Source organism: Bradyrhizobium sp. STM 3562, assembly GCF_045571435.1.
GTDB lineage: Bacteria > Pseudomonadota > Alphaproteobacteria > Rhizobiales > Xanthobacteraceae > Bradyrhizobium.
Genome location: NZ_CP120694.1, coordinates 6276795 through 6301743, shown reverse-complemented (window position 1 = coordinate 6301743; position 24949 = coordinate 6276795). Strand labels below are relative to the sequence as shown.

25 protein-coding genes and 1 pseudogene are annotated in these 24949 nt (G+C 63.6%); 7 read left to right on the top strand and 19 right to left on the bottom strand.

Features of this window, described 5'->3' with window-relative positions; translation table 11 throughout:
• Nucleotides 1–298: 298 nt before the first annotated feature.
• A complete protein-coding gene (locus P6U23_RS29095; protein ID WP_407175832.1) occupies nt 299–745 on the top strand; it encodes a TIGR03809 family protein in 447 nt (148 codons plus the stop codon).
• A 4-nt stretch (nt 746–749) separates the two neighbouring features.
• On the opposite strand, the gene P6U23_RS29090 is transcribed toward P6U23_RS29095, so the two are convergent.
• From P6U23_RS29090 to P6U23_RS29025, 14 genes and pseudogenes are all read right to left on the bottom strand, one after another.
• Nucleotides 750–2114, bottom strand: a complete 1365-nt coding sequence (locus P6U23_RS29090; protein ID WP_407175831.1) for a TIGR03808 family TAT-translocated repetitive protein — start codon at nt 2112–2114, stop codon at nt 750–752.
• Between the two features lie 218 nt (nt 2115–2332).
• Complete coding sequence (locus P6U23_RS29085; protein WP_407175830.1) at nt 2333–2992, bottom strand: pyroglutamyl-peptidase I; 660 nt, start codon at nt 2990–2992, stop codon at nt 2333–2335.
• Nucleotides 2989–3981, bottom strand: coding sequence for a methylmalonyl Co-A mutase-associated GTPase MeaB (meaB, locus tag P6U23_RS29080; RefSeq protein WP_407175829.1), 993 nt, complete (start codon nt 3979–3981; stop codon nt 2989–2991). Before meaB ends, P6U23_RS29085 begins: the two co-directional genes overlap by 4 nt.
• A 72-nt stretch (nt 3982–4053) precedes the next feature.
• Complete coding sequence (locus tag P6U23_RS29075) at nt 4054–4836, bottom strand: DUF3298 domain-containing protein (protein WP_407181622.1); 783 nt, start codon at nt 4834–4836, stop codon at nt 4054–4056.
• 118 nt (nt 4837–4954) lie between these two features.
• Nucleotides 4955–5278, bottom strand: a pseudogene (locus P6U23_RS29070) (DUF86 domain-containing protein); the annotation flags it as partial.
• A complete protein-coding gene (locus P6U23_RS29065) occupies nt 5184–5417 on the bottom strand; it encodes a nucleotidyltransferase family protein (protein ID WP_407175828.1) in 234 nt (77 codons plus the stop codon). The pseudogene P6U23_RS29070 and the gene P6U23_RS29065, both read right to left, overlap by 95 nt.
• A 98-nt stretch (nt 5418–5515) precedes the next feature.
• Nucleotides 5516–7669 (bottom strand): methylmalonyl-CoA mutase, encoded by a 2154-nt coding sequence (scpA, locus tag P6U23_RS29060; RefSeq protein WP_407175827.1) that lies wholly within the window; start codon nt 7667–7669, stop codon nt 5516–5518.
• A 27-nt stretch (nt 7670–7696) separates the two neighbouring features.
• Nucleotides 7697–8161, bottom strand: a complete 465-nt coding sequence (locus P6U23_RS29055) for a GFA family protein (protein ID WP_407175826.1) — start codon at nt 8159–8161, stop codon at nt 7697–7699.
• Nucleotides 8158–10035, bottom strand: coding sequence for a methylmalonyl-CoA mutase family protein (locus P6U23_RS29050; RefSeq protein WP_407175825.1), 1878 nt, complete (start codon nt 10033–10035; stop codon nt 8158–8160). Before P6U23_RS29050 ends, P6U23_RS29055 begins: the two co-directional genes overlap by 4 nt.
• Before the next feature lie 87 nt (nt 10036–10122).
• Nucleotides 10123–10614, bottom strand: coding sequence for a 2-amino-4-hydroxy-6-hydroxymethyldihydropteridine diphosphokinase (gene folK / locus P6U23_RS29045; protein WP_407175824.1), 492 nt, complete (start codon nt 10612–10614; stop codon nt 10123–10125).
• The gene (gene folB, locus P6U23_RS29040) at nt 10607–10981 is read right to left on the bottom strand and encodes a dihydroneopterin aldolase (protein WP_407175823.1); all 375 of its coding nucleotides are present in this window, start codon (nt 10979–10981) and stop codon (nt 10607–10609) included. The genes folK and folB overlap by 8 nt, the downstream gene beginning before the upstream one ends.
• Entirely contained in the window at nt 10978–11838 is an 861-nt protein-coding gene (gene folP / locus P6U23_RS29035) for a dihydropteroate synthase (RefSeq protein WP_407175822.1), read from the bottom strand. Before folP ends, folB begins: the two co-directional genes overlap by 4 nt.
• Nucleotides 11839–11971: 133 nt before the next feature.
• Entirely contained in the window at nt 11972–12379 is a 408-nt protein-coding gene (locus tag P6U23_RS29030) for a DUF4332 domain-containing protein (protein ID WP_407175821.1), read from the bottom strand.
• Nucleotides 12380–12402: 23 nt separating this feature from the next.
• Entirely contained in the window at nt 12403–12765 is a 363-nt protein-coding gene (locus P6U23_RS29025) for a DUF2267 domain-containing protein (RefSeq protein ID WP_407175820.1), read from the bottom strand.
• A gap of 351 nt (nt 12766–13116) precedes the next feature.
• Here P6U23_RS29025 and P6U23_RS29020 point away from each other — a divergent pair, with 351 nt between their 5' ends.
• The 4 genes from P6U23_RS29020 to P6U23_RS29005 all read left to right on the top strand — a co-directional run bounded on the left by P6U23_RS29020 (nt 13117) and on the right by P6U23_RS29005 (nt 17882).
• The gene (locus P6U23_RS29020) at nt 13117–14727 is read left to right on the top strand and encodes a helicase HerA-like domain-containing protein (protein WP_407175819.1); all 1611 of its coding nucleotides are present in this window, start codon (nt 13117–13119) and stop codon (nt 14725–14727) included.
• 25 nt (nt 14728–14752) lie between these two features.
• Complete coding sequence (locus P6U23_RS29015) at nt 14753–16084, top strand: glycosyltransferase family 87 protein (RefSeq protein ID WP_407175818.1); 1332 nt, start codon at nt 14753–14755, stop codon at nt 16082–16084.
• A 14-nt stretch (nt 16085–16098) separates the two neighbouring features.
• Nucleotides 16099–17511 (top strand): M20/M25/M40 family metallo-hydrolase, encoded by a 1413-nt coding sequence (locus P6U23_RS29010; protein WP_407175817.1) that lies wholly within the window; start codon nt 16099–16101, stop codon nt 17509–17511.
• Between the two features lie 65 nt (nt 17512–17576).
• A complete protein-coding gene (locus tag P6U23_RS29005) occupies nt 17577–17882 on the top strand; it encodes a hypothetical protein (protein ID WP_407175816.1) in 306 nt (101 codons plus the stop codon).
• A 167-nt stretch (nt 17883–18049) separates the two neighbouring features.
• On the opposite strand, the gene P6U23_RS29000 is transcribed toward P6U23_RS29005, so the two are convergent.
• The 3 genes from P6U23_RS29000 to P6U23_RS28990 all read right to left on the bottom strand — a co-directional run bounded on the left by P6U23_RS29000 (nt 18050) and on the right by P6U23_RS28990 (nt 21640).
• The gene (locus tag P6U23_RS29000) at nt 18050–19045 is read right to left on the bottom strand and encodes an NAD-dependent epimerase/dehydratase family protein (protein ID WP_407175815.1); all 996 of its coding nucleotides are present in this window, start codon (nt 19043–19045) and stop codon (nt 18050–18052) included.
• A gap of 37 nt (nt 19046–19082) precedes the next feature.
• Entirely contained in the window at nt 19083–19859 is a 777-nt protein-coding gene (locus P6U23_RS28995) for a class II aldolase/adducin family protein (protein ID WP_407175814.1), read from the bottom strand.
• Nucleotides 19860–19990: 131 nt separating this feature from the next.
• A complete protein-coding gene (locus P6U23_RS28990; RefSeq protein WP_407175813.1) occupies nt 19991–21640 on the bottom strand; it encodes a glycosyltransferase family 39 protein in 1650 nt (549 codons plus the stop codon).
• Nucleotides 21641–21959: 319 nt separating this feature from the next.
• Here P6U23_RS28990 and P6U23_RS28985 point away from each other — a divergent pair, with 319 nt between their 5' ends.
• The gene (locus P6U23_RS28985; protein WP_407175812.1) at nt 21960–22808 is read left to right on the top strand and encodes a DUF308 domain-containing protein; all 849 of its coding nucleotides are present in this window, start codon (nt 21960–21962) and stop codon (nt 22806–22808) included.
• 184 nt (nt 22809–22992) lie between these two features.
• Nucleotides 22993–23409: a MucR family transcriptional regulator gene (locus P6U23_RS28980; protein ID WP_407175811.1), complete on the top strand. Its 417-nt coding sequence runs from the start codon at nt 22993–22995 to the stop codon at nt 23407–23409.
• Nucleotides 23410–23656: 247 nt separating this feature from the next.
• Here the strand turns inward: P6U23_RS28980 and P6U23_RS28975 are convergent, their stop codons facing one another.
• Both P6U23_RS28975 and P6U23_RS28970 read right to left on the bottom strand, forming a co-directional pair.
• Nucleotides 23657–24079, bottom strand: a complete 423-nt coding sequence (locus P6U23_RS28975; protein WP_407175810.1) for a SufE family protein — start codon at nt 24077–24079, stop codon at nt 23657–23659.
• Nucleotides 24080–24172: 93 nt separating this feature from the next.
• Nucleotides 24173–24616 (bottom strand): DUF5330 domain-containing protein, encoded by a 444-nt coding sequence (locus P6U23_RS28970; protein ID WP_407175809.1) that lies wholly within the window; start codon nt 24614–24616, stop codon nt 24173–24175.
• Nucleotides 24617–24949: the final 333 nt, after the last annotated feature.

Genomic DNA, 24949 nt, shown 5'->3' with positions numbered 1-24949 from the left:
CAGTCATATCAGGCGCGAGCGCCCATCCACCCCAAGCGCCATATGACTTTGACCCGTCCGGTTGTCCCCCCGGACGGGTCTTTCATTTTCGCGCTGTTTTGCCGCAGCCCTCGGGCGACATGGCTGCATGATGCGCGCGTGGCTTCACCGCGAAACCTTCGGAAGGCCGCCTGGCGCGGCGAAATGTTGGCGTCCGCTGGACAACAAAAATGTTTTCCACAAAAATAATGCGGTCACGTCAGGGTGATTCGCGTCCGTTGCGTCTGCGTCCGTTATCTTCCTTACGGGCTGGGGTCCAATGACACATCACTTGGACGTGGCTTTGCGCCACGATCTGATCGTGCGCTGGTGCATGCTTGCCGAGCAGCGGCTGCAGCATCTCACCGAATTGTTCGAGAGCGGCCGGTGGCGCCGTTATCACAGCGAACGCGCTTTTCTCGAGAACATCCGGGAAGCCAAAAGAGCGGTGGAGGCCTGGCGCATTTTGTCCGGCCGGTCGAGCCCGCGCAAGGACGAGGCGCCTCGCTTCGTCCGTCAGGAGCGCGGGTACGAGGCGCTTCCGCTCGCAAGCGCGCCCTCCATCGCATCCGCCACCGCCGCGGACTTCGTTCCTGCGGAGGAGGTGCCCGCCGTACCGATCATCGATCTCGTCGCGCTGGAGCGGGCGCTGATCGCCCCATCACCGCCACGGCTCGACCTCGCCGCGATCGAGCAGCGCTATCCGCTGCTGCGCAACGCGCTCTAAAGACCTATCTCCGCACCGCGTTGCTGCCGATGACGAGCTGCGCATAGCGCTGCGCGCCGTCGCCTGTCAGGTCCGCCGTGACAGGACGGGCGTGATCCAGCCCGACGATCGCGCCCCGCGCTGTTTCCGAAATCACGTTGTCGTTGATCAGCGCGGTGCCGGCGCCCGGCACGACCGAGACGCCGATGCCGGCAAAGGCATTGCGGATCACGTTGCCGGAAATGGTGACGTCGCGCAGGTATTTGCCCCAGCCGGCAACGATGCCGAAAGCGGGTGCGTTCTCGATGACGTTGCCGGTGACGGTGCTATCTGCCTCCACATAAATGCCGATGCCGGCGTCATCGTCCGGCGCGGTGCCGATCGGCCGTTTCGGCAGCAGGTTGCGGATGATGTTGCCCTGTACGACCGCGATGCGTCCGCCTTCATTGAAGTTGCACACGGAGACGCCGAGCGCCGCGCCATCCACCGTATTGTTGGCGATCACGGCGCCCTCGAAGGAGAATTCGGAATAGAGCGCGACCTCACGGACATTGCTCACGCTGTTGCCGGTGATCTGGATGTTCGATGCCGAATTGCCGCGCACCGCGGAGTAATCGCAATTCTTGATGCGGTTGCCCCGCACGATCACATTGCCGGCGCGAAACGCGTTGATGGCATTGCCGTACTGGCCCGAGCCGCCGGGGCCGGCCTTGATGTCCTCGATACGGTTGTCGGCGACGAGGGTGCCGTCGTCGCCGATCGCGGTGCGCAGGATCTCGATGCCGTTGTCGCTCGTGCCGGAAATGGTGTTGCGCGACACGATCAGGCCCAGCGCGTCGAAGGAAACGACCGCCGTGGACGCAATGCGCGCAAAGCTGTTGCCGCTGATCTCGCCGGAGACCTGCTCGATCCAGATGCCGGCGCCGCCGCTGCTCACGATCTCGCAATCGTTGATGCGGATGTCGCGCCCGCCGAGAAGATGGATCAGGCCACGCCGGGGCGGCAGCGGGATGTCGCCACCGTCAAGCGTGATGCCGGTCAGGCCGACATGGCCGGCACCTTCGCCGAGGACCAGCGACGGGCCGCCGCTGAAGACGAACTTCGTCGCGCCGCGCACCCCGACGAGCTGGGTGCCGTTCTGCAGATTCAGAAGGCCGGTGCGGTAGACACCGGGCGGCAGCACCAGCGGCGTTTGCGCGCGGGCAGCCTCGTCGATGGCGCGCTGCAGCGCTCTGGTCTGGTCGTCGGGGCTGCCGGGCCGCACGCCATATTGCGTGGCATCGCGCCCGAGCGAGGCGAGCGCCGCCCCACGCGCCGTATAAGGCGATGCCAGCGCGCCCACGGCGCCGGCCGCGGAAACACCCAGCAAATGACGTCGATTGAGATCCATGGCCCGCAGTTCTCGCGAATGCACGCGTCGCGAGAGTTACTCCAGAAATGCGGTGTCGTGCCGCAACCGCGAGGGGCGGGAAGGATGTTTCTTCGAGGTAGGGTTAAATCTTTACCCGGCGGTGGCCGGTGGGATGGATGGTTTGAACGAACTGAAACCCATCGTGCCTGCCGCCGGTGAAGGTGATGGGGTTTGCTTGCGCTCAACCCACCCTGCAACTATGCGGGCGCAGCTTCGCGCGCGGCCTGCCTCGCGAGCTTGGTTAGCTCCATCAGCATGGCTTCGCCGGCATCGACCAGTTGATCAGGCGTGATGCCTGAGGAGCCATGGTGAGACGCGCCATCGCGCGCGACCAGGGGCACATGAATGAAGGCGGCGTGCGATGGACCGTCGGGCCGCCTGCAGGCTTCGATCGCGCGCCAGCTCAAATAGTTGCAGAGATAACTGCCGGCATCGCGCGAGGGGCGCGCATCGATTCCCGTTGCGAGCGCCGCACGCAGCAGGCTTGCGGTATGCGGACCGAATGCCATGGAGTCGGCGCCGCTGACGATCGACCCTTGCCGCGCGAGCGTGCCGTCCGCGTCCGGCAGCAGCGTAGTGACGGCGTTGCGTGCGCGCGTTTCCACCCGCAGATAAGGCGTGCGGTCGGCAAGACCGAACATCAGCAAGGCCTGCGGCGCGAGCTCCTTGATCAGCTCCGGCAGTTCGCGATCGACCGTCTGGTAGGTGACGTGGAAGATGTGACCGGTCAATTCGACGTCGTCGAGCGCGGGGCGGCGCAGTTGCGTCAGGCGCGCGACCAGCGGCATGGTCGGATTGAAGGGCGCGCCAGGAAACGGGCCGAAACCGGTGAGGAGGATGCGCAGCTTCCCGCTCATTTCAGCATCTCCGCGATCTCCTCCGCACCCACCGCCGGCGTGATGCGGCCTGCCGCGACCTCGGCCTCGATCTTTTTCACCTTTCCGCGCAACGGGGCATCCGAACGCAGCCGAGCCATCATCCGCTGCTCCAGGATCGACCACATCCATTTCACCTGCTGCTCGCGCCGCCGTAGCGCGAAATCGCCTGATGCGGTCATCGCGCTGCGGTGATCGAGGATCTTTTGCCAGAGCTCGGCGATGCCCGCGCCGGTCAGCGCCGAATAGGTCACGACCGGCGGCTGCCAATGCTCGGAACGCGATGCGAGGATGTGCAGCGCGCTGCGATACTCGCCCGCCGCGGTGTTGGCGCGCTTGACGTTGTCGCCATCCGCCTTGTTGATGGCGATCATGTCGGCGAGCTCGACCAGGCCCTTCTTGATGCCCTGCAATTCGTCGCCGGCACCCGGCAGCATCAGGGCGAGGAAAAAATCGGTCATGTCGCAGACTGCGGTCTCCGACTGGCCGATGCCGACCGTCTCCACCAGGATCGCGTCGAAGCCGGCGGCCTCGCATAGCAGCATGGCCTCGCGGGTTTTGGCCGCGACGCCGCCGAGCGTGCCGGAGGAAGGCGAGGGGCGGATAAAGGCGTGATCGGAGGCGGCAAGGCGCGCCATCCGCGTCTTGTCGCCAAGGATCGAGCCGCCGGAGCGCGCCGACGAGGGATCGACCGCAAGCACCGCGACTTTGTGGCCGCGTTCGATCAGGAACATGCCAAGCGCGTCGATGGTGGTCGATTTGCCGACGCCCGGCGAGCCGGTGATGCCGACACGGACCGCCTTGCCTGTCTCCGGCAACAGTTTCTGCACCAGCTCGCGGGCGGCCGCCTGGTGATCGCCGCGCCGGCTCTCGATCAGCGTGATCGCCCGCGCCAGCGCCGCACGCCGGCCGGCGCGCAGCTCCATCGCCAAGGTCTTGATGTCGAAGCGGGGATTGGTGGGCGTGGCCATGCCCTGCTTTACAACGGCACGTTCGGACAGGCGAGGGGGCAGACGTCGGTCTGCACCGCTTAGACTAGCGCCTCACGGTTGCTCTTCCTCGTCGTCCTTGGGCCGGCTGCCGCCGAAGATCCGCGTTCCCTCCGCCGTGAGGTACGGCTTGAGCGTCTCCCATGGCACGAAAGCGACGTACTGGCCCTCGACATATGGGCCGACCGCGTAAGGCGGATAATGGAAGGTCAGCCCGGAGCTCTTGCCGGCCTCAGTCGAGGGCGCGAGCGTCACCGCGCCGATCTTCAGGAGATTCGGCTCGAGCCCCTTGAACCATTCGGCCGTCGCGGTGTCGCCGGCGTCGCGCTTCTTCTTTTCGACTCTGAGCGAGGCGATCACCGCCTTCAGCATCGCGGTCATGGTCGGGCCGTTGTCGGCGGTCTCGTTGAAGAAGGGGCGGATGCTGATGCGCTTCTTCTCGGCTCGGTCCCAGAGGATGGTGTTGACATCCGTGTTGGGATGGGCGCCGCGAGTGTCCATGTAATCGTCGCGAACGATCGAGACATAGCGGTCGCCGACCGCGGAGCGAACGCTGTATTTGCGCTCAAAGCTCCAGCCGCCGTCGCGGAAGAATTGCGGATCCTGCTTGAGCTCGGAAGCCGCCTCCGCGGCGTTCTTGTCGAGCCATTTCTTGCCCTCGGCGAGACAATCGGCCGCGAGCGCCGCATCGGCCTTGATCCTGTCGTCGAGATAGAGGCTCGCTTCGATGGCTTTGGTTTTGACGGTGGCCTCGGGCTTCGGGGCGGCGGCAAGAGCGGACTGTACGAACAGGAGACCGAGGAGCGGAATAACGCTCGATCTCAGACAAGTTGCAATGCTCAATGATCAGTGTCCTTCGCAATTCCGTCGACAAATTTCTCGAGAGGCTCGAGATCGCCTCCACCATGCTCCATAGCAGGCCTGCATCAACTCGATGGTAGGCATGGCGTAGCCAATTTCCGAGGTCAGCCAATCGCCTCCAATTGATGTTCGGCTCTTTGGCCTTCAATTCCGGCGGAATGAAGCGAGATGCCTCGCTGATGATTTCGAGCAACCGCTCTACCGCCAACCCGATCACAATGTCTTCGGAAAAGCTCTCGCGCGTGTGGCCGGCCACGATCTTCCGAATTCGGCCAATCGCGACAGCAATATGATCAAGGCGATCGGTAAGTGCCGGCCGCACGTCAGAAGACTTCGACGATGTCGTTCGCGATCCGCTCCGCAAAGCTGGGAGAGAGCGATCGTCGCATTGTCGCCTGTGCGTCCAGCCCTGTAGCATCTTCAATGATGTGCTGAACACCAATGAGGTTTAGGAGAGAGAATGACGCGTCGGGCTCAACCTCAATCAGGACATCGATATCGCTTTCCGGACGGTCATCACCGCGCGCGCGAGATCCGAAAATGGCGAGCTTGGCCACGCCCTCCGCCTTGAGCGCTTCAGCGTTCTTCCGTATCGCCGTGATGATCTCGTCACGTGTCATGATCGCCTCGGTTCACGATCCGCTAAGCTTAGCAGCTACTCCGCCGCCTCGCTATGGCCGAGCCGCGCATTGAGCTTGTGGATCAGCTCCTCGGCGGCATCCGCGATCACGGTGCCCGGCGGATAGATCGCCTCCGCGCCGGCCTTGTACAGCGCATCGTAGTCCTGCGGCGGCACCACGCCCCCGACGATGATCATGATGTCGTCGCGGCCCTGTTTCTTCAGCGCGGCCTTCAGTTCGGGGACGGCGGTGAGGTGGGCGGCCGCGAGCGAGGACACGCCGAGAATGTGGACGTCGTTCTCGACGGCCTGGCGCGCGGCCTCCTCGGCGGTGGCAAACAACGGCCCGATATCGACGTCGAAGCCGATATCGGCAAAGGCCGACGCAATCACCTTCTGGCCGCGGTCATGGCCATCCTGGCCGATCTTGGCGACCAGGATACGGGGCCTGCGCCCTTCCGCCTCCTCAAAGGCCTCGATCAGCGCCTGCACCTTTGCGACCCGGTTCGACATGCTGGAGGCCTCGCGCTTGTAGACGCCGGTGATGGATTTGATCTCGGCACGGTGGCGGCCGAACACCTTTTCCATGGCGTCGGAGATCTCGCCAACCGTGGCCTTGGCGCGCGCCGCGTCGATGGCGAGCGCCAGCAGGTTGCCCTTGCCCTCAGCCCCGCGCGTCAGCGCCGCGAGCGCGCTATCGACATCCTTCTGGTTACGCTCGGCACGCAGCCGCTTGAGTTTGTCGATCTGCAGGCGGCGGACGTTGGAATTGTCGACCTTGAGAATGTCGATGGGCGCCTCGTCGATGGGCCTATATTTGTTGACGCCGATCACGGCCTGCTTGCCGGCGTCGATCCGCGCCTGCGTCTTGGCGGAGGCTTCCTCGATGCGAAGCTTGGGCAGGCCGGCCTCAATTGCTTTTGCCATGCCGCCGAGCGCTTCGACCTCCTGGATGTGATCCCAGGCCTTGAGCGCCAGATCGTGCGTCAGCCGCTCGACATAATAGGAGCCGCCCCAGGGATCGATGATCCGGTTGATGCCGCTCTCCTGCTGCAGGAAGAGCTGCGTGTTGCGGGCAATGCGCGCGGAGAAATCGCTTGGCAGTGCCAGGGCCTCATCCAGCGCGTTGGTGTGCAGCGACTGGGTGTGGCCCTGGGTTGCGGCCATCGCCTCGATGGTGGTGCGCATCACGTTGTTGAACACGTCCTGCGCGGTCAGCGACCAGCCCGAGGTCTGGCAATGGGTACGCAGCGAGAGCGAGCGCGGATCCTTCGGATTGAAGGGCTTGAGCAGCTTCGCCCACAGCAGGCGGGCGGCGCGCATCTTGGCAACTTCCATGAAGAAGTTCATGCCGATCGCCCAGAAGAACGACAGCCGCGGCGCGAAGCGGTCGACATCGAGGCCGGCAGCGAGCCCGGCGCGAAGATACTCCACGCCGTCGGCGAGCGTATAAGCAAGCTCGAGATCCTGCGTCGCGCCGGCCTCCTGCATGTGATAGCCGGAGATCGAGATCGAATTGAACTTCGGCATCCGCTGCGAGGTGAAGGCGAAGATGTCGGAGATGATCCGCATCGATGGGCTCGGCGGATAGATGTAGGTGTTGCGCACCATGAACTCTTTTAAGATGTCGTTCTGAATGGTGCCCGACAGTTTCTCCGGCGGCACGCCCTGTTCCTCGGCCGCCACCACGAACAGGGCCAGGATCGGCAGCACTGCGCCGTTCATGGTCATCGACACGCTCATCTGGTCGAGCGGGATGCCGGCAAACAGCGTGCGCATGTCGTAGATGGAATCGATCGCCACACCGGCCATGCCGACGTCGCCGGAGACGCGCGGATGATCGCTGTCATAGCCGCGATGGGTGGCGAGATCGAAGGCGACGGACAGGCCTTTTTGCCCGGCCGCGAGGTTGCGGCGATAGAAGGCGTTGGAATCCTCCGCCGTGGAGAAGCCGGCATATTGCCTGATGGTCCAGGGCTGGTTGACATACATCGTGGGGTAGGGACCGCGCAGGTATGGCGCGATGCCGGGCCAGGTCTCGAGGAAATCGATGCCGGCAAGATCGCCTTCGCGATAGGCAGCCTGGACCGGAATCCCCTCGGGCGTGAGCCAAGGCTCGGCATTGCCGGCGGCTTGAGGGGCGGGTGCTTTTTCGAAGGCGACGCTAGCAAAGTTCGGGATGCGGCTCATGGAACGATCCTAACACAGCTCGTCATCTCAATCATGGTCCGGATGCTGGTAGCTGACGATGCTGCCAAGCTTCTCCGCGCCGTAACTCTCTAGCGTGGTGTGGCTCGGAAGGTTGGCGATCCCGACCACCCAGCCGAGGCGGGATTCGGTGCCGTATTGTCGGGTCGGGACCACGCGATCGGGCCGGTCGAATGCGCCGGTCATGATCTCGATGCGGTCCCCGTCGATGCGGCGGAAACTCAACGGCGTGCCGCATTGGGCGCAGAAGTCGCGCTCCGCGATCGAGGAGGAGCGGAAGGACGCCGGCTGGCCGCGGGTCCAGGCGAAATCCTCTTTCTGGATATCGGCGAAGGACGCGAACGGCGCGCCGGAGGCTTTCTGGCACATCCGGCAATGACAGATGCTGATCTTGAGCGGCGCGGTCTTCACTGCGAAGCGGATGGCACCGCATTGGCAACCGCCGGTAAGCAAAAGTTTTGTGTCGGCCGTCATGGTTGCTCCATTCGCCGGTAAGCGTCCTGCAGCACCGCGAGCGCATCGCCGCCGGCAAAGATGAAGCTGTCGACGCCGGCCGTCTTCAACGAAGCTTCCTGCTCGGGCACGCGACCTGCCAGATAGATATGTTTGGCGCCCGCGATTTGCAGGGCCCGGGCCGCATCCGCCGCCCGCTCGGCATAGACCTTGTCCGAGGAGCAGAGGCAGGCGAGGTCCGCCCCCGAGGCCTTATAGGCGGCGGCAAGGGAGGAGGTGTCGGAAAAGCCCTCGCTGTCGATGGCCTCGATGCCGCCGCTCTCGAAAAAGCTCTTTGCAAAGGTTGCGCGCGCGGTGAAATCGGACGGGCGGCCCAGATTGGCGAGAAACACACCCGGCCGTTTGCCGGTCCTGCTGAGAATATCGTCGGAATGGTCGCGCAGCGCCTCGAACGGCCGCGCGAGCCGGATCGGGGCCAACGGTGCAAAGGTCTGGGGTGCAAAGGTGATGGCGTCGCTTGTGGCCGCAAGCGTCACCGGCTTCACGTCCTCCACCGCGACCTGCGCCTCCCGCAGGTTGGGAAATTCGCTGGCGCCGGTGAGAACATCCCTCCGGCGGGCGATGCTGGCCTCGCGCGCGCTGCGCGTCGCCGCCACCTTGCCCTGGATCAGGCCTTGTTGAAGGGCGGCAAAAATGCCGCCGGCGGCTTCAATCTCCTGGAACAGGGCCCAGGCCGCCGCGCAAAGCTGTTGCGTCAGCATCTCGATGCCGCCGGAGCCGGCGGCGGGATCCGATACCTTCGCCAGGTTGGATTCCTCAAGGAGGATGAGCTGCGTGTTGCGCGCGACGCGCCGCGCGAAGGCATCGGGCAGGCCGAGCGCCAGCGTGTGCGGCAGCACCGTGATGGCGTTGGCACCGGCAAGACCGGCTGCGAACGTTGCCATGGTGGCGCGCAGCATGTTCACGTAGGGATCGCGCTGGGTCAGCATCCGCCACGCCGTCTCCGCGGCGACAAAGGCAGGCTTGGGTGCAAGGCCGCACGCCTGTTCGACGCGGGCCCAGAGCAGGCGAAGCGCGCGGAACTTGGCCATGGTCAGGAACTGATCGGCGTCCGCCACCAGGCGGAACGACAGCCCCTCGCGTGCCGTATCGAGCTCGACGCCGCCGGCCTCGAGCATGCGCAAATAGGCGACCGCAAGCGACAGCGCGAAAGCGAGTTCCTGCACTTCCGATCCGCCGGCATCATGGATCGGGCGGCCATCGGCGAGCACGAACGGCCCCTTGAAACCGCGCCTCATCAATCCCGCGACCACCTTCGCAAATGGCGGCTGCATCTCGCGCCAGCCAGACGGCGCGGCTCCCCGCACCGCCATGGTCGACAGCGCCTGATAGTTGAAGCGCAGATCGAGCCTCGCCGGATCAATGCCTTTTGCTTCGATCAGCGCGGCGAGATTTTCGCCGGCATTTTCCCGGGCCAGTACGGGGTTGAGCGCAATCGAAATCCCGGCATCGAGGACAATGCCGTCGAAGAGCTTTTGCAGCGTCTCCGGCCCGGCGTCGATCACGCCGAAGCCACGCGCGCCCGCGCCGCCGGCGAACTCGATCTCGAGGCCGGTCGCGCCGTTCTCGAGCTCGTGCAGGGCAATCTTGTTGGCCTTGACGGGATCGGGATGATCGATCCGCTGCATGATCTGCCAGGGCATGGCCGCGGGCCGCGCGGTAACGAGCGTGGCGTTCTTCGCCCGCGTGTAGATTGGCTCGATCGTCAAGCCGTCATAGGTCTTGCTGATCAGCTTCTCGAACGAGGCGCCCTTGAGCACGCCATCCACCAGCTTGCGCCAGTCCTCATAGGTGGCTTGCGGAAAATCGGAAGCCAATGGCAGGTCGGTAGTCATGCGGTGGTTTGCTCCCGGCGCAATTTCTAGGGCTTGGGCCGGAAATTGCCACGGCCGGACGGCCAAGCCAAACGGTTGTTTTGGGGGTCAATCCATCGCTGGAAGCCGTTCGATGCCCTCGGTCGACAACTCTGCCAGCGCGGCCTTGACCGCGCGTCCGCCGATTTGGCGGTCAGGAGCGATCTCGGCGAGCGGGACCAGCACGAAAGCGCGCTCGAGGACCCTCGGATGCGGAAGCGTCAGTTCCGCCGTTTGCAGCGAAACGTCGTCATACGCGATCAGGTCGAGATCGAGCGTACGCGGTCCCCAGCGCCGCTGCTTGCTGCGGTCGCGGCCGAATTTGCGCTCGACCCTTTGCAGGATTGCGAGCAGGGCGTGTGGATCGAGGCTGGTCTCGATTTCGATGCAGGCGTTGACGAAGCGCGCTTGCTGCTCGTCGCCCCAGGGCGGCGTGGCATAATCGGAGGAGCGCGCCACCAGGCGCCCCTGCGCAAGGCTGCAGATGTCCACGATCGCCTGCCTGAACGTCGCACGGACGTCGCCGACATTTCCGCCCAGCGCGATGATCGCGCTAGCCATGTGCATGCCGGGTGCGCGTGAGCACCACGCCGACATCTTCGAAAATCTCGGCAATGGGCGCATGCGGCTTGTGCACGGTGATCTTGACGCCGCGCACCCTGGGAAACGCGGCCAGGATCGCGTCGATCACGGCGCCGGCTGCGCGCTCCAGGAGCTTGTAGTTGGTGTTTCTGAAGGCCTCGGTTGCGGTCTCCACCACGCTGGAATAGGACACGGTATCGGCGAGCCGGTCGGTGCGCGAGGATTCCGAGAGATCGGCGAAAAGCTCGAGGTCGATGACAAAGCGTTGCCCGACCTCGGTCTCATGCTTCATGACGCCGTGACGGGCATGCACGACGACGCCCTTGATGAAAATGGTATCTGTCATCGCTTCTCCTCGACCGCCGCCGCGATACGCAGCGCCTGCACCGTCTCCGCGACGTCATGGGCGCGAATGATGCCGGCACCGCGCTGGGCGGCGATAAGATGCGCTGCGATCGAGCCGCCAAGCCGCTCTTCCGGTTCGGCCGGCCCGACGGTGGCGATAAAGCGCTTGCGCGAGGCACCGACCAGGATCGGCAGGCCGAAGCTCTGCAATTCCTCAAGCCGCGCCAGCGCGGTCATGCTCTGCTCCTGCGTCTTGCCGAAGCCGATGCCGGGATCAAGCACGATGTTCCCGCGGGCAATGCCGGCCTTGGCCGCGATCTCCAGCGAGCGCGCAAAGAAGGCCGAGATATCTTTCATGATATCGATCGTCGGATCGGCCTTGTCGCGGTTGTGCATGACAATGACAGGTACATTGCGCGCGGCCACCAGCTCGGCCATGCCGCTGTCCCGCTGCAGGCCCCAGACATCATTGGCGATCGCGACGCCTGCATCCAGCGCAAACGCAACCACTGCCGATTTCATGCTGTCGATCGAGACGGGAACGCCGAGGGCAACGATCTCGCGCAGCACGGGTTCGAGACGCGCGATCTCCACCTCCGCCGTGACCGGCTGGGCGCCGCCATAGGGCCTGGTGGATTCCGCGCCGATGTCGAGAATGTCGGCGCCTTCGGCAATCAGGCGTTGTGCATGCGCGAGCGCCCGCTCGGGCCTGAAGAATTGTCCGCCGTCGGAGAAGGAATCCGGCGTCACGTTCAAGACGCCCATCACGGCCGGATAGGGCTTTGACAGCAGCTTCCGCACAAGCGGATGCTGCCCGGCGACAGCCGCTTCGGCAGGTCTGGACGGGATCGCGCTCATGCGGTGGCTTTGCGCGGTTGCCGCTCCCAAGTCAAGCGGCCGGCGACCGCGGCCTGCGCGTCAATAACAAATGATAAGGTCCTGAAACCGTCGCCGCGGGCAGCAGGTCTTTTTAGCGGGGATTAGGCAGCTATCAGTAGGTGATCTTGGGTTGCAGTTTGCGTGCCTGCGCGATGAGCTGCTCGACCGATTTTTCCGAAGGGAGAACGCGGACCAGTTTGCGCTTGGTGTTCACTTCCTTCATGTTCTGCGCAAGCCGCGTCGGATTGCGATGGGCAAGCTCGCGCACCGTGGTGGCGCCGGCGGCGCGGACCAGCCCAACCTTGGCCTTGCCCATTCCGGGAATCCGCATGTAATCGGCGACATTCGCCCATTCCAGCAATTGCTGCTCGCTGATGCCGGTCTTTGCGGCCAGCGACTTGCGTCCCTTCACGGTGCCGGCGGCCTCGAGCAATGCTTCGGTGGTGCGAATACCATGCGATTTGAGCTTTTGAGCGGAGAAGGCTGTCATGCCCTCCAGATCGAAGAGAGGATATGTCATGGCAATAAATGTAAAAGTGTGATCTAGGCGAATTGGCTCAGTCCCGGCGTCTCGGCGATGATCTCGCCCATCTGATCCGCTCCGAGTTTGTCGCGGCCGAACCGCAGCAGTTCACGCGCGACGTTTTGAATTTCCACCATGCCAAGACCCAGGCCCATGAGCTTGGTACCGACGGCCACAAGGCCGCCGCCCATCAATCTCGAGAGACCGCCGCTGCTTGATGCAGCAATCGCCGCCTCCGCGCCTGGAATCTTGTCGATAAGAACCTGAACCTTATCGGAAGGACCTTCGCTGCGCAGGAACCCGAGGATGATACCAATGGTTCTTTCAGCGATAGACCGGTCGATGCCGGCCTTGCTCACCAGCTCGCCAACCAATTCGTCCATATTGCCCCGCCTCAACCGGTTGTGCACCGGCTCCTTTTATCTTGGGAAATCATTTTGAGCTTGCGAACGGCGAAATACAAGCGATCACCGCGTTGCAATGCGCGATTCGTCTTCAATCGCGGCGCGAGTGTTGCAGGCGTGCAAGAGCAGGTGTGAGATTCAAAGGAAATCGTCAGGCGAGGAACGCTTGCCTTGCTCTTGCAATTGGCTGAAAGCACGGATCGAGGCATATCGCCTGCGTTTGACAGCCTTTTGCTCCCGCGAAGGGTCGGTTGACCGGCTTAAATCGACTTGCAAGATGCAGTATGATGCGAGTTAAAGAGTGGGATGCAGTTGCGAGACCAAAGAACGATGGCGACTTCCGACGACAAGCTCGGCGATAGCGAGACGAAGATATTCGTCGGCAAGGGCGAAGAGCCCGCCTTCCTCACGCTCGCACTTGCAAACCGCCACGGGCTTGTGACCGGCGCCACGGGAACCGGAAAGACCGTGACATTGCAGGTCATGGCGGAGGGGTTTGCGCGTGCCGGCGTTCCCGTTTTCGCGGCCGATATCAAAGGCGACCTCTCCGGCATTTCCGAAGTCGGGCAGCCGAAGGATTTTATCGCCAAGCGGGCTACCGAGATCGGGCTGACGTATCAGCCCGATCAGTTTTCCACGATATTCTGGGATGTTTTCGGCGAGCAGGGCCATCCTGTTCGCGCCACCGTCACCGAGATGGGGCCGCTTCTCCTGTCACGCATGCTCGATCTCAACGACGTGCAGGAGGGCGTGCTGAATGTCGCGTTTCGCGTGGCCGATGAGAACGGGCTTCCGCTCCTCGACATGAAGGATCTGCGAGCACTCCTGGATGCGATCGTCCCCGATCCGAGCAAGAAAGGCGCCGACGGCGAGGACGATCCGCTGGCGAGCATCCGCAAAGCCGCGCTGGCATTCGGCAATGTGACGCGAGCCACGGTTGGAACGATTCAACGCCAGCTTCTGGTGCTGGAGAACCAGGGCGGCACGAAATTCTTTGGTGAGCCGGCGCTGTCGCTGCAGGATTTCATGCGTACCGATCGCGACGGTCGCGGCATGATCAACATCCTCGTCGCCGACAAGCTGATGCAGAATCCGCGGCTTTATGCCACGTTCCTCTTGTGGATGCTGTCGGAGCTGTTCGAGCAGTTGCCGGAGGTCGGCGACCCCGAGAAGCCGAAGCTCGTGTTCTTCTTCGACGAGGCACATCTTCTCTTCAACGATGCACCCAAGGTGCTGATGGAGAAGATCGAGCAGGTGGTGCGGTTGATCCGCTCCAAGGGCGTCGGCGTTTATTTCGTCACCCAAAATCCGATCGACGTGCCGGATCGGGTGCTCGGTCAGCTCGGCAACCGCGTACAGCATGCGCTGCGGGCCTACACCCCGCGCGATCAGAAGGCGGTGGCGGCCGCGGCGCAGACGTTCCGGCCCAATCCCAAGCTGGACACCGCCAAGGTCATCATGGAACTCGGCAAGGGCGAAGCGCTGGTGTCCTTCCTCGAAGGCAATGGCGTGCCGGCGATGGTCGAGCGCGCCTTGATCCGGCCGCCATCGGCGCGCATCGGACCGGTCACGCCGGAGGAGCGCAAGGCGATCATGGATGCAAGCCCGGTGAAGGGAAAATACGACACCGCCATCGACTCCGAGTCCGCTTACGAGATATTGCAGAAGCGCATCGTAGACAGCGCGGCCACCGCGGACGGATCCGGCGGCAGCGTATGGGGAGAGATCGGTTCGCTCGTGAGCAGTATTTTCGGCACCAACGTCAGGCGCGGGCGGCTATCGACCGGGCAGTTGATCGCGCGCAAGGTGACGCGCTCGGTGACGGATCAGGTGGTCGGCGGCATGGCCGCCAACATCGGTAAATCGGTCGCGGGCTCGATTGGCGGCTCGGTCGGCCGCGCGGTGGTGCGCGGCGTGCTCGGGGGATTGTTGCGGCGATGATCTCCAAGTTCCGGGTCAAAGTCGCGTGACCTCAGAAAAAGCGAGCCTGCCGAGACTTCCGTCGCTGCGGAGCCCGGTCGATATCCTGTTCCTGTTCTGCTGTCTCGTGCTCACGGCCGATGTCCTGGTGCCGGAAATCTGGGGCACGCTCGGCAAGACAAAGGACTATCCGCTCTGGTATTGGGCCGGCCAGCAGGTGCTGCAGGGCAAGCCTCTCTATCCGAACGATCCCAACGCGATTTTCGATTTCATCTATCCGCCGTTGTCGGCGGTGCTGCTGGCGGTCCCCGCCTGGTTCGGCAAGATCCCGCTTTACATCTGCCTGTCGCTCCTCAATGCGGGGGCGTGGTGGGTGACGGCCCAGCTCTCTCACGCCATGGCCGGATCGGGCAGGGTGCCCGGGCAGTGGCTGTATTTCTTCTCCGGCTTCGTCACCATCGGCTTCGTGTTCGACATGTTCGATCTCGGCCAGCCCAATCTCGTGCTGCTGGCGATGATGATGTACGGCTTCTGGTCGCTGCAGCATCAGCGTCCCTGGATGGCGGGAAGCATGTTCGCGCTCGCCACCGCGCTCAAGGTGTTCCCGATCGCGGTGTTTCCCTATCTCGTCTGGCGTCGGCAGTGGACGTCGCTCGCAAGCATGCTGGTTTTTCTGCTCGTGTTCCTGTTCGTGGTGCCGGCGCCGGTGCGCGGCTTCCAGCACAACATCGCGGAGCTGAAGACCTGGTATCAGGGCATGGTCGGGTCGAGCTCGGAGAAGGGCTTTGGCCAGCGTGACGAGCAGAACTGGTCGTGGGTCAATCAATCGATCATTGCGGTGACTCACCGCTTGACGCGTCCGATCAATTACAACCAGGACGATCCTGGCAAGCCCGTCCGCACCATGAACGTGGTCGATCTCTCGTTCAAGGCGGCGAACCTCGTGGTGCTCGCGGTCTCGGTCTTGGTCGGGCTTGGCTTCATCGCGGTGATGCCGCCGGCCTCGCGAAGGACCGAACGATCGGATGCGGAAGAACTGGGCATCCTGTTTTGCCTGATGACAGTCGCATCCCCCTTGGCTCGGCAATACTATTTTATGTGGCTGTTTCTCCCGATCACGATCCTGATGCATCGCGGCGCCTATGATCCGAGGCCCAGGGTTCGGCTCTGGAGCTGGCTGACGCTTGCGGTGGCGGGCGCGCTGATGTTCCTGTCGTTCCCGATTTTCCCGAAGGATTTGCAGGCCTATGGCAACAATCTCGCGGCGACTGCCGTGATCGCCGCGGGCCTGGTCTGGCATATCCTGCACCCGCTGAAGAAGGAGGCGGCTGGCTCGAAGGCGCAAGCGGCGCTAAAAGCGAAGCCGGAAGGCAGCTAGCAAAGGAACAACGGATGTCCAACGCGTCGCAGCTCAACTCAGTCCTCGATCGCATCGAGGCCGATTTCGACAACAGCCTTGAACGGCTGTTTGCGCTGTTGCGGATCAAATCGATTTCGGCCGACCCCGCCTTTGCGGAGGACTGCAAGAGGGCGGCCGAGCATCTCGCCAAGGACATCGCGAGCATCGGCTTTGCCACCGAGGTGCGGCCGACCGCCGGCCATCCGGCGATCGTGGGCAAGAGCAGCAATGGCGGCGGCAGCTCGCGCCCGCATGTGCTGTTCTACGGCCATTACGACGTGCAGCCGGTCGATCCGCTCGAGCTGTGGCACCGGCCGCCTTTCGAGCCGGTCGTGACCGACCACGCCGACGGGCGCAAGATCATCGTTGCGCGCGGCGCCGAGGACGACAAGGGTCAGCTCATGACCTTCGTCGAGGCCTGCCGCGCCTGGAAATCGGTGACCGGCTCGTTGCCGGTCGACATCACCGTCCTGATCGAAGGTGAAGAGGAGGTCGGCTCGAAGAACTTCGTGCCGTTCCTGGAAGCCAATAAGGACGAGCTGAAAGCCGATTTCGCGCTGGTCTGCGACACCGGCATGTGGGACCCGAACACGCCGGCCATCACCACCTCGCTGCGCGGGCTGCTTTACGAGGAGGTCAAGATCAAGGCCGCCAATCGCGACCTGCATTCGGGCGTCTTCGGCGGCGGCGCGCAGAATCCGATCCGGGTGCTGACCCGCATTCTCGGCTCCTTGTTCGACGATGACGGCCGCATCACCATTCCCGGCTTCTATGACGGCGTGAGGGACCTGCCGCCCGATATCCTCGATCAATGGAAGAAACTCAACCTGACGCCGGAGACCTTCCTCAAGCCGATCGGGCTGTCGATTCCCGCCGGCGAAAAGGATCGCCTGTTGATCGAGCAGATTTCCTCGCGTCCGACCTGCGACGTCAACGGCATCGTCGGCGGCTATATCGGCGAGGGTTCGAAAACCGTGATCCCCGCGCAGGCCTCCGCCAAGGTCTCGTTCCGTCTGGTCGAGGGGCAGGAGCCGGGAAAAATCCGCAAAGCCTTCCGCGACTACGTGAGCGCGCGCGTGCCCAAGGATTGCAAGGTCGAGTTCGGAGATCATTCCGCCGCGCCGGCGATCGCGCTTGACTGGAACATGAAGCCGCTCGCCGCCGCCAAAAAAGCGCTGACCGACGAGTGGGGCAGGGAGGCGCAACTGATCGGTTCAGGCGCCTCGATCCCGATCGTCGCCGATTTCAAGAGGACGCTCGGCCTCGACTCGCTCCTGGTCGGCTTCGGTCTCGACGACGACAACATCCATTCGCCGAACGAGAAATACGACCTGAAGAGCTTCCACAAGGGCATCCGCTCCTGGGCGCGCATTCTCGCCGCGTTGGCGGAGATGCCGCGGACGTAAGAGGAATAAAGGGATTGTAGGATGGGTAGAGCGTAGCGAAACCCACCATCTCTCTGCGTGCCGATATGACCGGCTATCGTCGCAACTTTATGCCAGGCGGCGCCTTCTTCTTCACCGTCAATTTGGCGCATCGACGGCTTCGGCTGCTCACACATCACATCGACGAGTTGCGCTCCGCTGTTCGCGAGATACGTGGACGTCATCCGTTCACGATCGACGCAATCGTCGTGCTCCCTGACCATGTTCATGCGACACGGGTCAGGGATTGGCCCTATTCGTCGTTTCGCCGAATGGTGGCACTGGGCCTGTATCCAGAGGATTGGGCTGGGAATGCCGGAGAGCTGAGTGGGGAGTTTGGCGAACGCTCTTGACGCCGAGCTGATGGGTTTCGCTGCGCTCTACCCATCCTACAATCCGGCTACAATCCGGCGCAAACGCAAAAACGCCGCCCGGGATTGGACGGCGTTTCATTCCAAAGACGTGTAGAGGGTGTGTGGGCGATGCTTACCGCATCTTCGCGGATTCGTCCATCACATCTTCAGGCCGGGCTCGATTCAACCGGATAGGGGCCGTCGCTGAAGGCACGGTCGTGATAGCCCTTGCTGCCCACCGCGCGCGCAAGCGGGCTCAAGATATCGCCGCCTTGCGCAAGGCGCGTCACGAGCGAGCGAAAGTCGTGGCGAGGCTGCCAGCCGAGCTCGGCGCGCGCCTTGTCGTTGACGTAGACCCGATCGATGCCGGCAATCATGCTCCAGGCCCGGCGGGCATATTCCCGCTCATAGCCGGGCACATGGCGGCGGACCACGTCTGGCGCCTGATGGCGCAGCGCCACGACGTCGTCGCGTGAGAACGGCGTGGTGGCGCTGATGATGTATTTGGCGAAACCGATCCTTGACGCCTGGGCGGCGGCCAAAAGATGCGCATCGACCACATCTTCAATGTCGACACGCCGGTAGAGAAACTCGTTGGCCTTGGCATTGGCGTCGGCAAAGGCGGCGCGCACGGCGGCGTTATCATCCTCTTCGGGAAAAAAGCGCGACGTGCGCAGCACGATGATCCGCAATGAATGATTGCGGGCGAAGAGCTGGCACAGGTCCTCGGCGGCCGCCTTGGTCACGCCATAGATGTTCTTGGGCACGGGGGTGACGTCCTCGGTGATCCAGGCGGCCGGTTCGTCGGCCGGCGGCACCAGCGCATCGCCGAACACGCTGGTGGTCGAGGTGTAGATGAAGGCCCCGACCTTCGCGCCGGCTGCTTCCTCCAGCAGGTTCAGCGTGCCGGTGATGTTGACGTCGACAAAGTTCTGCCGGCCATGCGTCGCCACGTGCGGTTTGTGCAGGGTCGCCGCATGCAGCACCGTCGTGACGCCCTTCATGCAGCGGCGGACAAAGTCGCGGTCCGTGATCGATCCGACCTCGTGCGTGAAAGCGCTCGCGCGGATATCGATGCCGAGCACCTCGCGCCCCTGCGCCTGCAGGGTGCGCACCAATGCTTCGCCGAGATGGCCGGAACTGCCGGTCACCAGGATAGTCACGTCTCCAACCTTTCGTGCTGTCGGCCTGCTCGCGGTCTTAAGTCTTGTAGCTCGGGTCGATGCGGTCGAGCTTGCGCAGCAGGGGCGGCCAGACCAGCCTGGTCGCGCGCAATTCGGCGCGGTCGCGGTTCGACACAAGCTCGGTGTTCTTGTCGATCGCCGTCTGATCCACCGGATAGGTCGGCCCCAGGACTCGGGTGCGCACCTGCATCGAGCAGGCGCGCTCCAGATGATACATGCGCTCGAACGCGGACGCCACGGAGCGTCCGACCGTCAGCGTGCCGTGATTGCGCAGCAGCATGTGATTCTTATCGCCGAGATCCCGCTGCAGCCGCGGCCGCTCGTCGTGATCGAGCGCGATGCCTTCATAGTCGTGATAGGCGAGATCGTGGGTGACGAGCTGCGCCGTCTGGTTCAGCGGCAACAATCCTTCCGTGCAGCTCGAGACGGCCGTCCCGTCCAATGTGTGCAGATGGAGCACGCAGATGGCGTCCTCGCGCACTTCGTGGATCGCCGAGTGAATGGTGAAGCCGGCCGGGTTGATGCTGTAGTCGCTCTTGCTGAGCTGGTTGCCGTGAAGATCGACCTTCACCAGGCTCGACGCCGTGATCTCCTCGAACAGCAGGCCATAGGGGTTGATGAGGAAATGATGCTCGGGTCCGGGCACGCGGGCCGAGATGTGGGTGTCGATCAGATCGTCCCAGCCGAACAGCGCAACCAGCCGATAGCACGCCGCGAGGTTGACCCGCTGGTTCCACTCGGCTTCCGTCATGTCCGACGGCACTTCTTTCAGGCGCGCTTCCGCTGGCGACATCTTCCTCTCCTTCAAACTCGGCTTCCGAACTCGGCTCCTCTCGCAGAGAGCGTAATGCTGCGAACGTGTCGCAGCAAGCCGGCGCTTGCGCGCAGCAGTCATGCTCGGAAGTCCGCGAAGCGCGCGGGGGTCTACGGAGGCGGGATCGACAGCAGCGTGGCGATGCTGCGGCCGCGGATATCATAGACGCGCGCATAGACCACGTCGTCGCGCTTGATCTCCACCATGACGGGTGCGTTCAGGCCCTTGCAGTAGAACTCGCCGAGCGTCATGGCGAAATCGGCAGCTTGGCTGCGCCAGTCGATGGTGAAGTCGGGACCAAGCGCCACCTGGGCCGGCCGCTGCGGGCCGCACACCGCCATTCTCCATTTCCGTCCCGCCGGCGGCGCCTCATGCTTCTCCTCAAGCTGCTGGCGCAGCTCTTCGGAGGCCTGCTTGAAGGCGAGGCCCCAATAATCGAGCATGAAGCGGCTGTCGGCGTCGCGGACCGTGCCGGCGATGTAGTTGAAATGGGTGTACTGATAGGGGTGCAGCCGGATCATCTCGCCGAGCGGCAGCAACAGGCCGAAGCAGAACGCGGCGAGCAGCACGGGTTGCCAGCTCCGGCGATTTTCTCCGAGCCACTTCATCAACCAGGCGAATGCGACGCCGCCGAGCACTGTCATCGGCGGGATCACGAACACGAAATGCCGGATGCCGTTATAGAGCGCCGGGCGCTTCACCATCGCGATCGCGATCGGCAGCGTCGCCGCCAAGGTCAGCATTAACAGAATGGTCTTGCGCCGCGCCGCGACGTCACGCCGCGTCAGCATGACGCAGGTGCCGATCACTCCGCCGGTCGAGAGCGCGAGGAGCACCTCGGGCATCTGCAGCGCGAACAGGGTCGGCAAATAGGACCACGGCATGTCGGGCACGGAGACCAGCGCGCCATCGAACATCTCCTTCCAGGGCCTCTCGAAGAAATGCGAGAAGTAGGTCAGCGCCAGGAAGGGATTGCCGGGCTCGATGATCGACCAGGGCCAGATCAGGCCCATGACGAGGTAGCCGAGCACGAGGCCAGGGATCAGCAGATAGACCACGTGGAAGAAGCGGCGGGTCGCCGCGAGTGCCCCTTGGGCGCGGAATTCGTCGACGAGCAGCGGCAGGAAACCGATCAGGGCGTAGACGAGGGCGAGACCCCCGAGGATGCGCGAACCGATGGACAGGCCCGCACCGAGGCCCACGATCAGGATGGTTCGGGGCGAGGGCGAGGGATATTCCTCGGCCAGACGCACGAGGCCCATCATCAGGATCGCCATCGCCACCGCGAATGGCGCATCCTTCGGGTTCATGAACATGTGCCCGTAATAGATGGGACAGAGCGCGAGCAGGAGCAGCGCCGCAAGTCCGGCGAGCGGGCCGCCGATACGGCGCGCGAGCCGCCAGGTCACGGCAAGGCCGATCACGCCGACGACAGCGCCCAGCAGGCGGCGGGTCTCGAACAGTTCGAGCGGAATGATCTTGTGCAGCAGGGCGGCCGCCATGTCGAAACCGCCGCCATACATGTAGAGGTTGGCAAACGACAGCGCGCCCGTGTCCTTGAAGCCGGAACCGTACATGCGCAGCAGGAGGTCGGCATATTCGGCATGGGTGTAGTCATCCCAGCCCAGCCCATAGTCGCGGAACGTGAGCGCGGCGATCAAGCCGACCGCGGCCAGCAGGAGCAACGCGAGATCGTCGCAAGTCCGCTCCATCGAGCGCCGCCAGGGCGTGTCGATGGCCGAAGTTGTGATGGAAGACATGATGATTGGTAACCCGGCGTCCCCACTGGCCCAGATGGCACTTTGGGCCTCAATTCCCGGGTACCCCTATAGCGCAGTCCCCGGGTTAAGTAATTGGCGATCGTGACTAATTTTCCCTGCGATGCAGCAAACCCAAATCTTTGATAGGCTTGGCCATGGTTAATCGTCCGAAGCTGAAGGGAGTGTGAATAAGCTCCTGATCGCCTTTCTTTTTCGGAACCGACGCGGCAATTGGCGGTTGGCCCTGGGAACCATATGACGGTATCGTGGCGGGACGGTCCCGTGCCGGATCAAAGGGCGCGACCGGGGGAATGATTCGATGATGATCGCTCTTTTGATCGCCGGAATCGGCGCCATCCTGGCCGGATTGGTGGCGGTCGTCTACGGGCTGCTGCTCGAACTCAGTTTCGGCAATACGCTGATTTTGGCTGGAGCAGTCGCCGTTTGCAGCGGGATCATCGTGCTCGCCCAGGCGGTCGTGGTGCGGGAGCTGAGGAACATTGCCGGCCGGCTCGGTCCCCGCATGGCCGAGGAAGCGCGTCCGCGGCCGGTGCTGGCGTCAGCCGGCCCGCCAGCCGTTCCCGAGGCGGCCGAGGAGGAATTTCAGTTCCTCCGCGATCGAGGCGCGCCCACGGCGGCGGAGCCCGCCCCAAGCCTCTCCGCGGCCACGCCGCCGTGGCGCGAGCAGGGTCCCTTGCGCGACCGGGCGCGCCAGGAAGCTCCGGTCCCACCGCCCGAGGAAGCCGAACCGGCGCCGCCGCGTCGGCGCAACCTGTTGTTTTCGTCGACCGTGAGAAAGGATCGCGAGCGCGAGTCCGCGGCACCTCCGCCGCCTCCGTCCGAGGCGAGTGAGGCGGCCCCGCCAAATGTCGGAATGGCCTGGCCGAGGGCGGAACGTCCGCGGGCCTTCGAACCGGTGCCGCGGCGACCCGGGCGCGTGCCTCCCCAGCCTGCCGAACCCGCTCCGGAGACCGCCGAAGCCGCGCGTTCGGCCGAGCCGTCAGAGGGCGAAGAGCAGCCGGCGGTGACGGTGATCAAGTCGGGGGTCGTCGACGGGATGGCCTATTCGCTCTATTCCGATGGCTCCATCGAGGCGCAGATGCCCGAAGGCTTGATGCGCTTCGCATCGATCGACGAGTTGCGCGCGCATCTCGATCAGCGTTCGTGAATAGTCTGGCCTGTACTTCGGTTTAGGGCGATTCTGATGAATTGAGCTCGGTTGTTCTTGTCGAGCTGCAGTATTCCGCGCATATTCGCCAGATCAAAACCAATCCAACAGCGTATTGACGCTCGCGGGAACACCGCCTGGTCGCGAGATCGCGCGACCGGAGGTTCCAAGAGGTATCATCCTCATGACAGACGCCGCCGGCAAGAGCTTCATCGACCTGACCGCAAACATCGTCTCGGCCTATCTCAGCAACAACCCGACGCCGGCCACCGAAATCCCGAACCTGATCAGTCAGGTCCACGCGGCATTGTTGCGTGTCTCCAGCGGCCGGAGCGAAACGCCCCCCGAACCGGCGAGGCCAGCGGTCGCAGTGAAGAAATCGATCCACCCGGATTATCTGGTCTGTCTGGAGGACGGCAAGCGGTTCAAGTCGCTCCGGCGGCATCTGCGCACGCAATACAACATGACCCCGGAACAATACCGCGATAAATGGGGCCTGCCGCCAGACTATCCGATGGTGGCGCCGAACTATGCCGTGGCCCGCTCGCAGCTCGCCAAGAAAATGGGCTTGGGCCAGCAGCGGCGCCGCGAACGGAAGTAAGCTGGCGGGCATCTCTCAGGTCGTCCCAGCGAAGGCCGGATCAAAATCACGACGCTCAATGAGCCAGCCAACAGCCAACCCGCGTCATGGCCGGGACGAGCCTGGCCTGTCCCGGCCATCCACGTTGCCACCCGTGGTACGCACGAAGGACGTGGATGCCCGGGACAAGCCAGGACAAGCCCGGGCATGACGGAGGAGACTGATCCGCGTGGATTGGCGGGGTTACGCTGTTCGCCGGGATGACGGGCTAGGCCGTGGCCAACGCTGTGCGGGCGTCGTTGCGGATGCGCTCGACCATCGAGCGCAAGCCGTTGGAACGCTGCGGCGTCAAATGCTCGCGGAAGCCGAACTCGTCGAAAATCTCGAGCGCATCCGTTGCGAGAATCTCCTGCGGTTTCCGCCCCGAATACAGCGTCAGCAGAATCGCGACCAGACCGCGCACGATGTGGGCGTCGCTGTCGCCGCGATACTTCAGCAAGACGTCGTCACCGTCGCGCTCGAGCTTCTTTGACAGCCAGACCTGGCTGACGCAGCCCTGCACCTTGTTCTCGGGCGAATGTTCGGCTTCCGGCAGCGGTTCCAGCGTGCGGCCCAGCTCGATAACGTACCGGTAGCGGTCGTCCCACTCCTCCAGCAGCGCAAAATTGTCCCTGATGTCGTCGATCGTCATGGCAGCCTGCGTTGATCCCTCAAGGCCCTATATAGGGTCGCACGGCGCCGAAAGCGACATGTCCTTTCGAATTCGGGGTTCCCGCAGGCGGGGTCAGGGTACCCCGCGCCATTCCAGCGCCAGATCGTCCGCCGTCAATGTGTCGCGCGAGGCGCTTTCCGCCATGGCCGGATCCGGATCGCCGTCGCCGCCGATCGAGCCGGTGTGGTCGGGCGCCTTTTTGTCTTTGTCGACGCCCTTGTCGGTGCCGGATTTCTTGTCCTCGGGTTTCTGGTCCTTGTCGGTGATGGACTGGTAGATCTTGCGCGCGCCCTCGCTTGCCCGCGCGCCGATCACGGTCGCCGCCTGGCCGCCGACTTCGCATGCCTGCGGCTGGCGCTTGCAGAACTGGCTCATGTCCGAAACGGCAGCGGTCGCCGCCTGCACGGCGTCGGACACGCTGAGCTGCGGCAGCTTCTCCGATTCGGGCGTTTTTTCCCGCGGCAGTAGCACGAGCACGAGCCCGAGCCAGAATGCCAAGCGCAGCAGAAAAAACATGTCGCGACCCCGGTCCGTCCTAACAAAGGTCCCGTTACGCCTTGCGGCCTTTCAAGGCCTGTTGCGGTTGACCTCGCAATCAGCGCGGACCTAGCAGCTCCCGATAAACCGCAACTGATTGCGTTGAACTTAATTCGATCGGTATTTGCGCAAAAATGGATCCGTTCGCGGATCGCCGTAAAATTTCGGTTGCTGCGATTCGTTCAAAGCGAGCGAATATGCGACGCGTCCACCATTTCGAAACCATAAGTCGCCGGCTTCGGAAACCTGTCGTTCACCATCTGCGTCAAATGCGCCGCATGGCGATGAGCGAAAATGCCGCGAATGGACGTT